Annotated in this window: 14 protein-coding genes; 5 read left to right on the forward strand and 9 right to left on the reverse strand. The window is 35.8% G+C overall.

Annotation, left to right across the window (positions count from 1 at the left end; all coding sequences use genetic code 11):
• Window positions 1–293 precede the first annotated feature (293 nt).
• On the forward strand, window positions 294–860 hold the full coding sequence (locus J2Z60_RS02755; protein ID WP_209686141.1) for a TMEM175 family protein: 567 nt from the start codon (window positions 294–296) through the stop codon (window positions 858–860).
• 56 nt (window positions 861–916) lie between these two features.
• Here J2Z60_RS02755 and J2Z60_RS02760 read toward each other — a convergent pair whose 3' ends face one another.
• The 6 genes from J2Z60_RS02760 to J2Z60_RS02785 form a co-directional block, all read right to left on the reverse strand.
• Window positions 917–3892, reverse strand: coding sequence for a sulfatase-like hydrolase/transferase (locus J2Z60_RS02760; protein ID WP_209686142.1), 2976 nt, complete (start codon window positions 3890–3892; stop codon window positions 917–919).
• A gap of 104 nt (window positions 3893–3996) precedes the next feature.
• The gene (locus tag J2Z60_RS02765) at window positions 3997–4623 is read right to left on the reverse strand and encodes a glycerol-3-phosphate acyltransferase (protein WP_425352208.1); all 627 of its coding nucleotides are present in this window, start codon (window positions 4621–4623) and stop codon (window positions 3997–3999) included.
• Window positions 4624–4638: 15 nt separating this feature from the next.
• The gene (locus J2Z60_RS02770) at window positions 4639–5754 is read right to left on the reverse strand and encodes an LCP family glycopolymer transferase (RefSeq protein ID WP_209686143.1); all 1116 of its coding nucleotides are present in this window, start codon (window positions 5752–5754) and stop codon (window positions 4639–4641) included.
• A 154-nt stretch (window positions 5755–5908) separates the two neighbouring features.
• Window positions 5909–6790, reverse strand: coding sequence for an aldose epimerase family protein (locus tag J2Z60_RS02775; RefSeq protein ID WP_209686144.1), 882 nt, complete (start codon window positions 6788–6790; stop codon window positions 5909–5911).
• 499 nt (window positions 6791–7289) lie between these two features.
• Entirely contained in the window at window positions 7290–8153 is an 864-nt protein-coding gene (locus J2Z60_RS02780; protein ID WP_209686145.1) for a GRP family sugar transporter, read from the reverse strand.
• 67 nt (window positions 8154–8220) lie between these two features.
• Entirely contained in the window at window positions 8221–8922 is a 702-nt protein-coding gene (locus J2Z60_RS02785) for a hypothetical protein (RefSeq protein WP_209686146.1), read from the reverse strand.
• Between the two features lie 191 nt (window positions 8923–9113).
• On the opposite strand from J2Z60_RS02785, the gene J2Z60_RS02790 reads away from it, so the two are divergent.
• Complete coding sequence (locus J2Z60_RS02790) at window positions 9114–10463, forward strand: DHA2 family efflux MFS transporter permease subunit (RefSeq protein WP_209686245.1); 1350 nt, start codon at window positions 9114–9116, stop codon at window positions 10461–10463.
• 48 nt (window positions 10464–10511) lie between these two features.
• Here the strand turns inward: J2Z60_RS02790 and J2Z60_RS02795 are convergent, their stop codons facing one another.
• A complete protein-coding gene (locus J2Z60_RS02795) occupies window positions 10512–11330 on the reverse strand; it encodes a Cof-type HAD-IIB family hydrolase (RefSeq protein WP_209686147.1) in 819 nt (272 codons plus the stop codon).
• A 166-nt stretch (window positions 11331–11496) separates the two neighbouring features.
• Between J2Z60_RS02795 and rpsN the strand changes: the two genes are divergently transcribed.
• Entirely contained in the window at window positions 11497–11754 is a 258-nt protein-coding gene (rpsN, locus tag J2Z60_RS02800) for a 30S ribosomal protein S14 (RefSeq protein WP_209686148.1), read from the forward strand.
• A 66-nt stretch (window positions 11755–11820) separates the two neighbouring features.
• On the opposite strand, the gene J2Z60_RS02805 is transcribed toward rpsN, so the two are convergent.
• Window positions 11821–12513, reverse strand: coding sequence for a 2,3-diphosphoglycerate-dependent phosphoglycerate mutase (locus tag J2Z60_RS02805; RefSeq protein WP_209686149.1), 693 nt, complete (start codon window positions 12511–12513; stop codon window positions 11821–11823).
• Between the two features lie 158 nt (window positions 12514–12671).
• Here J2Z60_RS02805 and J2Z60_RS02810 point away from each other — a divergent pair, with 158 nt between their 5' ends.
• Window positions 12672–13502: a hypothetical protein gene (locus J2Z60_RS02810; protein WP_209686150.1), complete on the forward strand. Its 831-nt coding sequence runs from the start codon at window positions 12672–12674 to the stop codon at window positions 13500–13502.
• 11 nt (window positions 13503–13513) lie between these two features.
• Entirely contained in the window at window positions 13514–14284 is a 771-nt protein-coding gene (locus J2Z60_RS02815) for a hypothetical protein (RefSeq protein ID WP_209686151.1), read from the forward strand.
• A 42-nt stretch (window positions 14285–14326) separates the two neighbouring features.
• On the opposite strand, the gene J2Z60_RS02820 is transcribed toward J2Z60_RS02815, so the two are convergent.
• Window positions 14327–16102: a monovalent cation:proton antiporter family protein gene (locus tag J2Z60_RS02820; RefSeq protein WP_245328702.1), complete on the reverse strand. Its 1776-nt coding sequence runs from the start codon at window positions 16100–16102 to the stop codon at window positions 14327–14329.
• Between the last annotated feature and the right edge of the window lie 116 nt (window positions 16103–16218).

Below are 16218 nucleotides of genomic sequence, written 5' to 3' on the forward strand. Positions count from 1 at the left end.
AAGCCGTGGTACCACCCATATTCGCGCTATTGCGCCTCAAATAAGTTGCTATGGGAACGACCCCGCGTATGTACTTCGTTCTCTAAGCCTGCCTGACTCACACCATACGCCAGTTCTCTGAACACTGAACTTAGAAACTACTTTGTTAAAACTATGATAACTACTAAGATTTTATTAGTCAACCTAAAAAGTCAAAAAAAACATTGCTATATGTAAACTAGATGAGTTATAGTAAATTGCCTAATTGATAAACACATAAGTGCAAAATTATTTAATGAAAATGAGGGATAAAAATGAAAATTTCAAAAGATCGTTTAGCTGCCTTCACTGATGCAATCGTTGCAATTGCTGCAACCATTATGGTGCTAGAATTAACTACACCACCCCAAACTAACTGGCAAAGCTTATTTGCTCAGTGGCCTACTTTTATTGCTTATTTAATTAGTTTTAGCCTAATTTTTATCGGATGGCTGAATTACTATCGCGGACTAGACAAGGTAGATTATGTTGGAGTTAAAGAATTCATTTGGAATGGTATTTGGGTCTTTGTTCTAACATTGATCCCATTTGTTACTAGGTGGGTCAGTGAGCACCCTGATAAGACGTTACCAGAATTCCTATACTGCTTGATGATGTTTTTATGGGCCTTAATTTTTCAATTGATGGAGCATCAGGTAATCAAGGACTTCCCTGAACAAAATAAAGAGCCAACTTATAGTGGCTGGATCAAATATACCTCCTTTAGTTGTCATATTTTAGGCATGATTGTTGCCTTTATTATGCCTATCTTTAGTTTTTTATTTATTGCTTTTGTTGTTATCATTTGGACAATTGGCTTAGTAAGAATTAAGGAAGATTAGCCAAAAAGGTCCACTAGAACATTTTTACAGTTCTAGTGGACCTTTTTTATAATATATTACTTATAAAAGCCTTTAATCTGTAAACCATAAGCTTGACCAGCAGTCATATCGTATTGAACTTCTTCATAGTCCTTGAGAAGTGATTGTTGTTCACTAGTTAAGGTCTTGGGATCAATGCGGCGACCTTTTTGGTCAACTAATTCAATACCAGTATCACCATCAAAGTTAATTGTAATAGCTGGTAATTTCTTATGAACTTCAGTTAAGAGAGCTTGATATGGGGTTACCTTAGAATTAGTCTGTTCAAGCATCATAGCAATGAAGTCACTGGTACTTACATAATTAGCATCCTTAGTTAACTTGGCTACAGCGCCATGTTCTCTAGCATACTTATTAGAATAAATAAAGTAAGTAGTAGAGTGCATTTGAACAGGATACTTAGCAGTATAGCTCTGTGACAAGATACTTGGATAGTGGTCACCATAAAAGACAAGCGTAATTGGCTTCTTAATCTTATTGATCTTATTGATGAATTCCTTCACAGCTTGGTCAGTATATTGAGTACCCTTGACATAAGTTGCCATTTGCTCGCGGACAGCACTGCTGTTAAACAATTCTCCGGATATCTTGCCCATATATTCATTATTCTTATACCAGTTATTGTATGGCATATGGTTTTGGATAGTAATCAAGTTAATGAATTGTCCACCTTTTTGAGCATTAACTTGCCTTAAGCCATTTGCATAAGCAGTAAAGTCAGAATTATATGAACTAGTACCAAGCTTCTTTTGGTCAATAATCTTATATTTAGAGCCTACATATTCAAACTTATTAAACTTAAATCTCTTGTAGTCTTCAATTCTTGAATAGTATGAACCAATAAATGGGTGAATTGCAGACTTATAGTCAAAGTTCATCCCCAAAGTTGGGTAATACTTGTAACGAGGAACTACTTGAACATAAGGAGTCAAGGTGGTTCTGAACATTCCCATGTTAAGTCCAGTCAGAGTCTCCCATTCCATGTTAGCAGTACCGCCACCATAACCAGCACTAAGCATATTACCATAAGTAGCCTGGCTTCTAAGTGAGCGAATAAACTTAATAGGATCAGGAACAGACTTGTCAAACTTAACAGTTGGAAAAGTATACGGATCAACAAAACTTTCACTTAAATTAAAGATAATAGTCTGATCCTTCAAAGTATTCTTGCGAGTCTTGTTGATTTCGTCAGCAACCCTAGAATACTTATCATACAAGTGGTCAATTGTCGCCTTGGAATAGTTATCCGGCTTATTCATAATTTGTAAGTCGATATAATTCAAGAAGTTAAGAACTGGACCATTGACCTGAATATCACGTTCTGGGTTTCTGAATGATTGTTTATTATCAAATCCACGATTAATGTTATAAATAATTCCACCATCATGGTTAAAGCGAAGCGGTGTTAAGAATAATAACACACTCAATAAGGCCCAGATTCCGCGACGTTTCCAATTGCCACGCTTTTCAACTGGGATCTTAATTTCTAAGAAGGCAATAATTGCGACTAAGACAACAATTGCAACAATAATTAAGACAAATGTCTGCTGTCCAATCATTGGAATTAGGGTCTTCATATTAGAAGCCTCACTTAATTCACTTGGATAGATTGGTTCACCACGCAAGTTTAACTTAATCTTATTAGCAATTGCCCAGCCTATGGTAATAATTGTCACTAAGCCGCTAGATAGCCAATAACGGGTTGTGATGAAATACAATATAGAGAACATTGCATCTAAGAAGATTGTCGTCAAGACAATGGCAAAGAACTTGGTACCTAATAAGTACACAACAGCGTTAATATCACTAGCAGTTGAAATTTGAATTCTTAAATTATCAGATTCGATTAAGAATGAGGAAAAGCTCAGAATATAGAACCAGCCCCAAGTTAATAACTTAACTCGATGTATCTTAATCCAACCCAGTAAGATCTTATAACTCTCTTGAATCGCCTGAGCAAGGTTAGCTTGACGATTTAAGAAGATAATAGCATTTCTAAATGGACGAATCCGATATAGGTACTTGTTGTATAAGAAGGCTAAGCCTAAACAAGCTAGCATTAATACAATAATAACTATGAGTTCATTTACCCCTGCACTATGAGTAAGAGGAAAATCAGTTATAAAGCTTCTTGCAATTGGTGCCTGCCACAGAATGATTACCGGAATAAAGTAACGTGCAATTCTGTAAGTAAAGGTCGTAATCATTCTTCTAAAGATTAGAAATACTCCCAATACCATCAAGAAAAGAAATGGTGATGTTGGATTGTTTAAGAATCCACTATTCCAGCTACCGCCACTTCTACCTGCTAATACTTGTGACCAATAAACAGCATTGAAGCCTGGTACACCAACTAAAATGATAAAGAAGGATACAACACTAGAGAAAATTATCCATCTAAACATCTTCGCCTTCACTTGGGCACTAGCTAAGAACATTCCCCAAGCAAAGTACAATACTAAATAAACACCGTACAGTGAAAATCTAAATGATAAAGCTCCTGCTACTGTCGCAAACCCTACAACAGTTAAGGTAGCTAAAATTAAAACATTTTGTTTAGCTGTTAATTTATGCTGTAAATCATAAATATATGGCTGCACTAGCATACTGACAATTAAACCAGTCAATAATACTGATGTACTTGTCAAGACGGGGAAGAATACTCCCCACAACTTCCACATATTGAATGAACCTGGTGACTTCAAAAAGAAAACCAAGTAATACAATACTAAAGTGACAACCGCCATTAACCAAAATCTAAAGCTTTCAGTTGGACGGTATTTTTGTTTACTATAAATTGCCCCAAATACCATCGGCACAAATATCATGAAGGCATTCTCAGCCATCGCAGGTACAAACCTTAGTAGACCGCCTAATGGAAGTCTGCCGAAGCTTGATTCCAATGATAAACCCTGTGCGAGCATGAAGAAAGTAACTAACACTAAGCAAATAGTTTGCCCAACTGTTAGAGATTTTTTCTTTTGTTTATCCATTTTTCTCTCTTCCATAAAATTAATTTAATTGCACTCTGACAATCAGTTCACATTATATCCTAAAATTATTACGAAAAAATAAAGAATAAGGTCTGAAAGGACTTTCAGACCTTAATTTTTTTCTTAATAGTTGTTAAAATGTCCACTCTCTTACCTTGCCCGGTAAAGAAGTCAATAATATCTTTTCTAAACTTGAAGATCATTACTAGCATGCCTAATAAGAAGATTAAGCCACATTGCCAACCCATTAATAACCAGACATAGATACTATATCCTAACATATAAACTAGGGGTGGAATGGTTAGGTTTTTCATAAAAATTACTAAAATTAAAGCAACTAACAAAAAAGTAAAGCCCGCGCGCCAATTGAAAAATACAATCCATTGAGCGCTGACAGCGACTCCCTTACCACCATTAAAATGATTCCAAAATGGGAATGAGTGTCCTAAAACTAGCCCTAAGCCGCACCAAGCAATTGCTAGGGGGGCTTGATGATATACAAAATAAACAATGAACAGGGCAGTCAATGTCTTAGCTAAATCACCTACACAGGTTAAGATGCCCCATTTTTTTCCTAGGACAGCTCCCATATTAGCTGTACCCGGATTAGCAGAGCCGAACTTAGTTGGATCTTTATGGAGCAATCCCTTGCCAATAATCATCGCAAAAAGAAAGTTTCCAAAAAAATAGCCCACTAATAAAGACCATATTGCCATCCAAAAATTTTCCATTTTTAACTCCAAACTCTATGACTCTAGATTATCTCCATTCCACCAATTATTACTGTTTGGCTCGTAAACATAGTACTTTTGATTACTATCGCCACTATTCCAGTCGAAATCTGTATTTTTAGAATTTTGATATGTTTCATTATTATTTAAATTCACAGTAGATAGGCCTAAATTCTTACGAACAATATTAGAACATCTTTGTAGTTCAGAATTGCTCATTACTTGATAAGATGCATCCCCAATCATTGCCCCACGACCATGAAGATAATCACTAGTCATATTATTCGTACAATCTCGATAGTTTTGAGCAATCTTAGTCATTGAATCAAAAGTTAAATTAGTACGGATATTTTTAGAAGCAGAGTTTAAGACTTGGTCTAAGTTCTTCAATGTATTGAGCGACATAGAATTCTTAAGAATTGACATAATAACTTGTCTTTGACGCACTTGACGTCCATAATCTCCGCGTGGATCATCATAACGCATTCTTGAATATGCTAAGGCCTGCTTACCGTTAAGGTGTAGCTTTCCTTTATTAAAGGTATAGCCGCCATAAGAGAACTTAAAGGTATTATTAACATCAACTCCACCAACACCGTCAACTAACTTCTCTAAACCACCCATATTTACTTCAATATAGTATTTAAGTGGAACATTCAATAAGGTGCTAGTAGTATTAAGGGCCATCTTAGCGCCGCCAATATTATAAGCTGCATTGATCTTATGCACGCTAAAGTTATCGGTACCTATCATCTCTGCCATTGTATCACGTGGAATAGACATCAAGTTGAAGCTCTTATTCTTGGGATTGACAACCGCGATAATCATTGTGTCAGTATTCCCCCGCACTGCCGTTCTGCCCAAGGCACCGGTATCAGTTCCCAATAAGAGAATAGCGAAGCTCTTCTTACCGTCAAAGTTATCCTGCTTTACCGCATTCTTAGGATCATAAGTCTGATCAACTGCCTGCTTAGCCTTAAAATAAACATAGCCACCATAACTAGCAGCACCAGCAATAGCCAAGATAATAATAGTTATTATCCAAAGCAAAGGATGACTTTTTTTACGTGATTTTTTATTCAGTTCTACCCGTGATGGGATTGAGTTCTTGCTTGAAGGTTTATTGTCCATGATCTCGTTCCTATACTTTCTAAAAAAACAAGATTATTATAGCAAATCATTTATCCTATTAGATATTATCCTAGCATTCTTAAACTTTTACTAACATAATTTCATTAATCATACTACATAAAAAAAGCAATATGCAATGCATATTGCTCATCTTCTATTGAAAAGTAATGTTAGTCTTGAAGTCAATATTAGCGCCTGCTGGTAAAACTTTATTACCTAGCTTCTCACCCCAGGCACTAGTCTGATCTAAAACATCAGGAAAGCCATTAATTGGCGCAATAGCCAAAAACTTATTAGTATCTGGCGACTTCCAAATCTCTACACCATTAAAGCCTTCTAAGGTAACAGTAATTGCATGCCCGCTATCTGACTTATTACTAATCAATTCAATCGCCGTCAAACCTGGACTATTGATTAGGATATGCCCATAATCAAATACTGCCTTCTGCAAGTTAAGAACACCATTATTCACACCAGCTACTGAAGTGCTTTCCAAGCTACGCAGACCTTCTTTATCTAGGTGAAATTGTGTAAGATCCGGAATCTCAGGTACAAATCTTAACTCATAATCATAAAAATCAAGCTTCTCTCCTTCAAGTGGCAGCGAAAATGCTGGCATAATGCCTAAACTATACGGCATTTCTGTATCAGAATCATTAGTTAATCGAAAGGCGACCTGCAACTGATTAGCTACCAGCAAATACGTTACCATTAAGCTGAACTTGAAGGGATAACTTTTTAGAGTTTCTTCATTATGAGTCAAAATTAGACTCGCTCGATCATCTCCTTTGTCAACGACAGTCCAAGAATAGTTATTGGCAAAGCCATTAGGCATCATGGGGTACTTCTTACCATCAATCACACATTGATTGCCATTTGACTTACCCACTGCCGGAAAAAGAATCGGTGAATGTTCTTCCCATTCACTCCCATTCCAAATACAATCGTAATTACTTCTTTTATCAATTACATGAGTGACTTGGGCACCCAATTCATTGATTTCAACCTTAAGTTGACTATTTTCAATTGTTAACATCAATCATCCCGTTATATCAAACATAGAAAAAGTAATCTAATACTTTTCGAAAAGAAATATTTAATTCCTTTCATAGTCCATGTATTACTTTTAAGAATAAAAGTGTGTAGCCAATTATTAACAAATATTTTATATATAGGAAATTAAGAAGTCACTTCTATGTTTTTAGCTTTTCAATGAGTTCTTAATTCCGTTACCGATTAAGGAATATTTGCTATCTTCTATTTGAATTAGATTCTAAATTCAAATACTGTTTTCTCTTCTTTTAAAAAATATCACGTATTTTTAAGCCCGTCAATCTGAAAGAGCAGTTATTATAATCCTGATAAAGTTATATTTTTTGTTAAAAATCTTATTTAAAGTTATTTTTGCTTGATTAGTAAATATTATTTAATATAATAAACTTGTTCCTATTAGATTTGTTATAGTTTATAGATTGGAACAAGTTGATAAGAAAAGGCATCCTCCCAAGAGAAAGGATGCCTTTTTGCTATTTTAATTAGAATAAGGTCGTTAATATTGCCCCGGCAATAATTAAAATCAAGCCAAAAATAGTAAATATTAACCCACGCTTGGTCTTCTCTTCGTGTAAGAACACTAAACCACCAATAGTAGAAATAACTACACAAAGTTGTGAAAAGACAAAAGCAAGGTTAACACCGTTCATTTGTACGGCCGCGGTATATGATAAGGTACCAATTCCAAACAAAAATCCTGCTGGAATACTCTGTAGAGTTGGCTTTTCAAGCCAGGTGCGGCCATTACCAGTAACTAGGGTATAAATTGCTGCAGCGATAACCATACCGATAGTCTGAGCAATTAAAATACTTGTACTTGAACCCTTAACCACCTTAGGGATAGAACTAGAAGCAATATAACCTAAAGTAGTCAAGACTAATAAGATGATTGTACTTACTTGGTTGCTCTTGCTACCTTCAGAAGTACCTTGATCAGTTACTGAAGTTAAACCAACACCAATAATTAAAATAACGATACCGATGAAGCCATATAATTTAGCTTGTGGACTACTCCATTCGCCAAATGCAAGCACACCTACCAAAGGTACACCGATTAATTGTAATCCAGTAGAAATTGGCATAGTTTCTGAAACACCAACTCTACTATAAGAAATATATTGTCCTACCTGACCTATTACCCAGGCCATACCAGCTGCTGCTGCCCAGATAAAGATATTTGCATTAATTTCAGAACGAGTAACAAGCCAAGCAATTACTGCAGCGATAAATGCACCGACAACAGTACCTGCAATCTGGTTATACACATTACTCTTTTTTACACTCGAAACTACGAGTGGCATAAGTCCCCAAGCAATTGCGGGGATAAATAGCATAATGTACTTCATAAATTTTATTACTCCCTAACTTTTTGTAACAACTAAGTATATCAAGATTAGTTAGGTAAGTGCAAGTTTATTTACTCTTCTTAAAGTTCAAATTCATACTAAAGACTAAAATAAGCAAAATAACCTCACAAACTAGCGGTATATAGACAACTACAATGCTTAAAGAAAAAGCAAAAATAGTATGGAAAATTACCGCAATTAAAATCATTCCCCAGGAAATCCAGCCCTTAAACCACTTCTGCCAGATACTACCCGCTAAAACCAAGTAATAAACAAATAAGCCAGCTCCCAAATAAATTAAGACGCGATATTCAATAAAACCTAAAGGACTAATCATTAACATCGCAATAAAGCCACTTAAATAAGCTAATATTGCAAAGACCAACATCATTGCTAGCCTAATAAGCTTCAATCGGGTAGTTTGGCCTTCTACTAAGCGATTTTTCAATAAAATTATTCCTAGCCAGGTTAATAAGACTAAAATTAATAGAACATAAATTAACCACCCATTCAAGGAAACAGCACTTGCAAAAAAGACCAGCAATAAAACCAGTCCAATCTCATAAAAAAAGTTAATAGCAAAAATACTACTTGCTGTTTCCGTAGGAAGCCAAATTAATACCGCTGCCAAGATCAAGAAAACAGCACAATTTAACTTAGTATGGTCACTAACTAAGGCATATTTCGGATAATAAATTAATCCAGCATCAATTAAGCTGAGTAGAGTCAGTATTATTCTTTGCCACTTAGTATCTTTTATTGTTTTCATCGATAAAATCCCCTCCCTAAAACCTTCTATAATTATACCTTTGAAAAAATAACTTACGAACTAAATTTTTTTATGGTATTGTAATCAACGACTCAAATTTAGAGTTTTAAAGTTAAGGAGGAATTTTTTTGAATAAAGAAACAGCACCAAAACTTCGTGCTATTGTTCAAGTTGACCACCCATGGCGTGTCATGGTGGCACTTATGATTGGGGCTTTTGTTGGGATGTTATCAGAAACTTCACTTAATATTGCCCTTCCCCAATTAATGCAAGCCTTCAAGGTTCCAGCAGGAACAATTCAATGGCTTGTAACTGGCTACATGTTAATTATCGGTATTATCTTACCTTTATCAAGTTTACTAACTAAATGGTTCTCTACCCGTCAATTGGTAATTACTGGCCTAATTGCTTTTATTATTGGGGCAATTATTTCAGCTGTTGCTACTAACTTTCCAATTTTGCTTATGGGACGGATGATCCAGGGAATCGGAACTGGTATTGTCTTGCCATTAATGTTTACTGTGGCAATGAATGTCTTTGCCCCTAATAAGTTAGGCGGCGCAATGGGTGCTTGTGCGATGGTTATCATGTTAGCTCCCGCTATCGGTCCTACTCTAACTGGATTAATTTTGGCTAAGCTTTCTTGGAATTGGATTTTCTGGTTATTCGTGCCATTCTTGGTTATAGCTCTTTTATTCGCTATCACTAGTTTAGTTAACATCAGTAAGCTTACTAGACCTAAAGTTGACTTCATTTCAATTATTGAGTCAATTGTTGGTTTTGCTACTTTGGTTAGTGGTGTTAGCTTAGCGTCTGATATGGGAATCGGTTCACCATTAGTCTTAGGATTAATTGTTGTCGGTATTGTGGTTTTAATTCTTTACTCATACCGCCAAGTTCATCTTCAAAGTCCAATCTTAAACTTGAAGATTTTTACAATTAAGCAATTTAGAGTTGGTGCACTAATCGTAATGGTCGACTTCGGCATTATCTTATCAGCTATGTACTTATTACCACAATATATTCAAAGTGGCCGCATGCTTGCTGTAGCTTTAGCCGGTATCATCATGTTACCTGGTGGTATTATTAACGCATTAACTTCCGCCTTTGCCGGTCGTTTATACGATAATATCGGCGCCAAAAAGCCTACAATTATTGGTTTTATCTTGGCTTTGATTGGTGGTGTGATGCTAGTTAGCTTATCTACTAGTTCACCAATTTGGTACATTATCTTAGCCCACATTATCCTAATGATTGGTTGTCCGCTAGCAATGTCACCATCTCAAACCTATGCCCTTAATGCAATCCAAGGTCCTGCATCTGCTGATGGTAGTACTATCATGAACACCTTACAGCAAATAGTTGGTGCTATTGCTACAGCGATTGCTACTGGCTTACTTTCATTAGGTCAAAATGCAGCTAATACTGCTAATAAGGCAGCTGCCTTTACTAATGGTGCTCATTACGGCTTTTACTTCACGATTGTATTAGTTATTGTTGGCTTAGTTCTGGGCTTCATGATTAAACCTGAAGATGATTAAACTTAGTCATAATAAAAGGAAGGAAAATATGATTCCTTCCTTTTTTTGTTAGGCTAAATATTCACTTAATACCTTCAATACGCCTTGCTCATCATTACTTGGAGCAATTTTATCAGCTACTGCTTTTACTTCGGCAGGTGCATTTTCCATGGCATAGCTAATACCAACTAACTTAAGCATAGTAATATCGTTGCCACCATCACCAAAGGCGATTGAATCTTTCGGGTTTAAATTCATCTTGGCGAATATTGATTTCAAGCCGCTTGCTTTAGAAACACCTATTTTCATAACATCTGAGGCAAAATTACCCGAATCTGTTACATAAAACTTATTACCATACTTTTTATTAAATGGTCCTAAAATCTCATTAGCCATCTTGCCATCACAGTTAAAAGCTAGCTTAAGAATTAAATCATCTTCAGGAATCTCATCAAAACTATCAAGCTTGCACAGCCGCGGATAATAATAATCTGGTCCTTGACTAACATCTTTAAACTTAGCAGCGTAACTAGACAAAGTGTAGGCCTGGTTCACACCACTAACAATAAAAGTCATTTTAGGGTAATTTTGATTAACATATTTAATAAATGTTTTAATAGCGGTTTGATCAGGAGCGTCAGTTCCAATTAATTTACCATCACTAACTAAATATGACCCATTCTCAGCTACAAAGTTCAACTTATCCTTATAATCTGAAAATTCTTTAGCTAGTTTGGCATATTGATTACCACTTGCAACAAAAAATTTAATTCCTAATGCATCCATCTTATCCAACAAATTTGCAAATAATTCATGATCATATTCTTTATTGTTGTCCAAAAAAGTGCCATCCATATCAACAGCTACAGCCTTAAAGGGTACAGTCATTTGTAGAAAATTCCTCTCTTCTTAACATTATATACAGTTACTATTGTACCTATTTATCGCTATAATGTAATCGCTTTATTAGCTAAAAGCTTAAATATTGACAAAAAATTTAAAAGCTTCTACAATTTACTTACTAAAAATAAGAAATATCAGAAAGGATAGATACATGGCTAAAAAATCAAAAATTGTCAAAGCCGCTAAGCAACGTGAATTAATTAAAAAATATTATGAATTAAAAGCAGCTGGCAACATCCAAGCTCTAGCTAAGTTGCCACTCAATGCACATCCTGTGCATTATCATAATCGCGATAGCTTCGACGGACGTCCTCATGGCTATATGCGTAAGTTTGGAATGTCACGCTTGCGCTTCAAGCAGTTGGCTCATCAAGGCCAACTACCTGGCGTCAAAAAAGCAAGCTGGTAAAAAATATATGACTGTTAAAAAAAGCTCCCGACAATAAGTCGAGAGCTTCTTTTATAGGATGCTTAATTAGTCATCAAGCTTTTCCTTGTTAACAACATCCAAGTTTTCATCGAATGTGTAAACAACTGGTTCACCAGTCTTCATTTCTAAGTTCATGATATCTTCATCAGAGATGTTTTCAATGTACTTAGTTAAAGCACGAAGTGAGTTACCGTGAGCAGCAATAATTACGTTCTTACCATCAAGTAAGTCTGGTGCAATGTGGTCTTCCCAGAAAGGCATAACTCTTTCCAAAGTTACCTTAAGGTTTTCTGCCTTAGGAACGATGTGTGGATCAAGCTTAGCATAGCGACGATCATGTGCTTGACTAAATTCATTGTCATCTTCGATAGCTGGTGGTAAAACATCGTAAGAACGACGCCAAATGTGAACTTGTTCGTCACCGTACTTTTCAGCAGTCTTCTTCTTGTTTAAGCCTTGAAGTGCACCGTAGTGACGTTCGTTTAATCTCCAAGTCTTAGTTTCTGGAATCCAAAGTTGGTCACTTTCTTCAAGTGCAAAGTGCAAAGTCTTGATAGCACGAGTTAATACTGAAGTGTAAGCTTGGTCAAATTGAAGGCCGTGTTCCTTAATTAAACGGCCTGCCTTCTTAGCTTCTTCAACACCTTTTTCTGAAAGGTTAACATCAACCCAACCAGTAAATTGGTTAGAAAGGTTCCATTCACTTTGTCCGTGACGAATCAATACTAATTTTGACATGAACTGTATCTCCTTTTATAACATTGTTTCATTAACTATTTTACACGCTTAAGTTAAAAAATCATAGGAAATCCGCGAAAAAACAATTTTTCTTCCTATATTGAATACCCTAAAAGTGTAAAATAGATACAGATATAATTTTTATTTGGAGAATTAATATGAAATTTTTTAAGCAAAAATCATCCCTTTTAGTATTAATACTAGGACTTATGACATTAACCCTAATAACTGCCTGCAGCAAAAAAGAAAACCAAAAGCAGACTCCTTCTCTGCCTTCAGCTACTAGTCTAATCAATTCTAGCTTTGCTAAGAATATCAAGAGCGGCCACTATACTCTAAACCTAGCTTCTAAAGAAATGAACCAGACTACTAAGGCAAGTGGCAAATTTAAGCAGGGCTCTGTAACTTACATGGATTACGCTATTTCTAATAAATCAAAAACTCAAAGCGAAAAAATCTGGCTGACTAATTCTACTATCTATCTTTTATTGCCAGCTAACCACGGTAAGTGGATTGAGAATAAGTCTGATGCCAATAACTTCGATCCTAATCAATTAACTAGCCGCTTCAAAAGCAGCACCTTAGACGCAATTAATCAAGAGTTTGTTAAACATGCTCAAGTAAAGAAGTCAGGCACTTCCAGCTATAGTGTGTCCTACAGCGGCACGAATAGCGATATCTGGAAGGTATTGAATGTCTTGGTTGTTGATACTATGAATAGCCCTGGTTCACAGAATATGAACATCTCTAGAACAATTAATGCCGCCTCAGTTCAAAATATTAAGATTAATTACATTATTAATAAGTTAACTAAGAGAATCACTAATATTACCTACCAAGCTAGCTTCAATATTAATGGCAAGTATGACTTTACTTGGAAGCAAGTCTATGATGAATTGAATGAGCATAACAAGCTCTCAGTTCCTAACTCTATCCAAAAGAATGCCATTGATGTTCAAAAAATTAAGCAAAAACAAGCTAAAAAATAAGGTAAATACAAATGGCAAATAGACAACATCTATCTCCTAAAATTATTGGTCTAGTAATCGGGATAATAGCGGCAGTATTAATCTTGTCTGCTAGTTATATTATCTTAAGTAAACCTTCATCAAGTACCTTACTGTCTAATAGTTCTACAACTACAATTAATTCTGCCCGTAGCGTTATTAAAATCAAATCTTCAAAAGAAAACGTCACCCAAACTTTAGAGTTCAACGATCAAATAAATCATATAGCCCTGACTTCTAATCCCGCTAATTCTCAAGATCAGAATTATTGGTCCAGTCAAGACCGTGTCTATACCAAGTTAAAAGACAAATGGTACTATCTTGATATTAGCAATAAGCAGGCTTACAAGATGTTCTTCGGGACAATGTTTTCTAGTTCTAAGAAGTTATTTACTAGCCATAACTTTGATAAGTTTGATAGAGCAGCCTTAGATAAGCTGAAAGTCAAACTTGACGGTCTTAGTGGCTATCATATTTCTTATCAAGGCAGCGATGCCGATATTATCAAGGGAATCTTAGAGTCATCACAAGTTACTAATTCTCAAGCGACACCTTTAGCTAATCAAATTGAAAAGGTAGTTTTAAATATCAAAACTGACCGCCACCAGAACCTACGCGATCTAGAGTACAAACTTATTTATAAGCAAGATATGGGTTCAATCAGCTTTCATCTAAGCAATATTAATGAAGTTAATAAGCTAACTATTCCCAAAAACATCACCTCTCAAGCTAAAGAAACCAGCTTAGAAAATTTACAAAAATAAACAAAAAAATTGCACCTCCTAATCAAGAGTGCAATTTTTTTATTAGTTTTCACGACCAAGTTCTTCACGAATTTTAGTTACATCTTTTACTTTAGCAGTAAAGATTACGTGATCACCAGGTTCGATAATCGTATTACCATGTGGTGTAAGCCACTTGTCATCACGCCGAATTCGACTGATCGTCATCTTATCAATAAACTCTAGGTTCATTAACTTCTGGCCAGTATAACGATGGTTGCGAACAGTAACTTCGTAAAGACCGTTTTGGGTATCGTTTAAGATCTTCAAGATTGAAGGTGACTCAATCAAGGAACGCAAGACTGACGTTTCAACATTAAACTGATTAAACACTTCAATCCCTTGGTCTGCAACTCGCTTGACTCTTTCTGGAGTTGGATTTATCAAGCTAACAATCACTCGCTTAACTCCCTTGGTCTTAGCTAAGTGACCGATGCGGATATTATCTTCATCATCCCTTAAACCGGCAACTAATAAGTCAGCATTAAAGGCGCCACTCTTTTCTAGGCTAGATTCATTCATCTCGTCTACCAAGGTCAGCTTAGCGACCCTACTCTTATAAGTATCATAGTTATTCTTCAGGTGGGTAAACATCTTAACGTTATACCAATTATCACGCAATTCCTGAGCAACAGGTACGGTCATTAGATTCGTACCAATAATGTTAACCCGCTCCTTGATCTTATCTTCAATTGTTAGCTTGAAGCGAGCATTGAATAAAATCGGCCCCAAGATGCAAACAATAACTGCCGCTAGGGTAAAGGCATCTGATTGGGTAGCTGAGATGGCATGCAGCTTACGTGCTACTTGTAAGGTAGGCAAGACAATCGTGATCGTCGTCATCACTAAGAATGTCCCTGCCCAACTATTGCGCAAGTTAAAGTTACGCCTATAAACTACAAAGACCGGCAACTTAGCAACTAACAAGAAGATTACTAAGATAGGAATCAACATTAAGGCACTAGGATTAGTCAACAAGCTTCTTAAGTTCAAGTTAACCCCGGTCATAATAAAAAATACAGGTATAAAGAAACCATAGCCAATTGAAGTTAACTTATCCATCGTTGCTTCGCTTGGCTCTAATAGCTTCATTACCATTCCTGCTAAGAAGGCACCTAGAATGTTCTCAGCACCTACTCGCTCAGCAACTGTCACTAAAGTAAAAATCAAGAAAAATGCCAAGCGAATATCTAATTGTGTTGTCGACTTTGAAATCTTGTTAAACCAGTGATAAGGTCCACGAAATCGATTCAAAAGGAAAATCGCCGCAACAAACAAAAGCACAATTAGCCATAATTGTCCCGCATTACCACCATTTATTGAAGCGTAAATTGTAAGCAATAATAGTGGTACTACTTCTCCTAACACAGCCGTTAGCAAAATAGTCTGCCCAATCGGACGGGATAAGATTTCTTTTTCTTTTAATGTTGCAATTACTATACCTAGAGCAACTGTACTAAAGATAATTGTTGCCAGCATAATATCGCTGAATAAGCCTAATAGTTTTAAAATAATTGCTAAAATTGCAGCAAAAATTACCACTAGTACAAATGATAAGATTGCAACCTTAGGAGGATTAACTTCCTTTGCGTTAGACTTTTTCTTCTTGTTATCACGCTTAAATAAGCTAAAATTAATTTCCATCCCTGAAAGAAACATCAATAATGTTACTCCCAGGTTAGAAAGCATGGTAATCTCACTATTGCTGGCAATAATATTTAGAAACGACTTACCCAAAATAATCCCTGCAATAATCTCAGCTACGGCTGTTGGTATCGTTGAAATATTAAGCCTTGCCATGAGAATTGGAATTGTCAAAGCCGCCAAAGCAACAATAAAAATTGATAGTTGTTCCAAGATACTATATTCCCTTTCTATTTTTGTTAAAACTATTGTACACAAGATTAAGATAAAAA

Source organism: Lactobacillus colini (assembly GCF_017874575.1).
Taxonomy (GTDB): Bacteria; Bacillota; Bacilli; order Lactobacillales; family Lactobacillaceae; genus Lactobacillus; species Lactobacillus colini.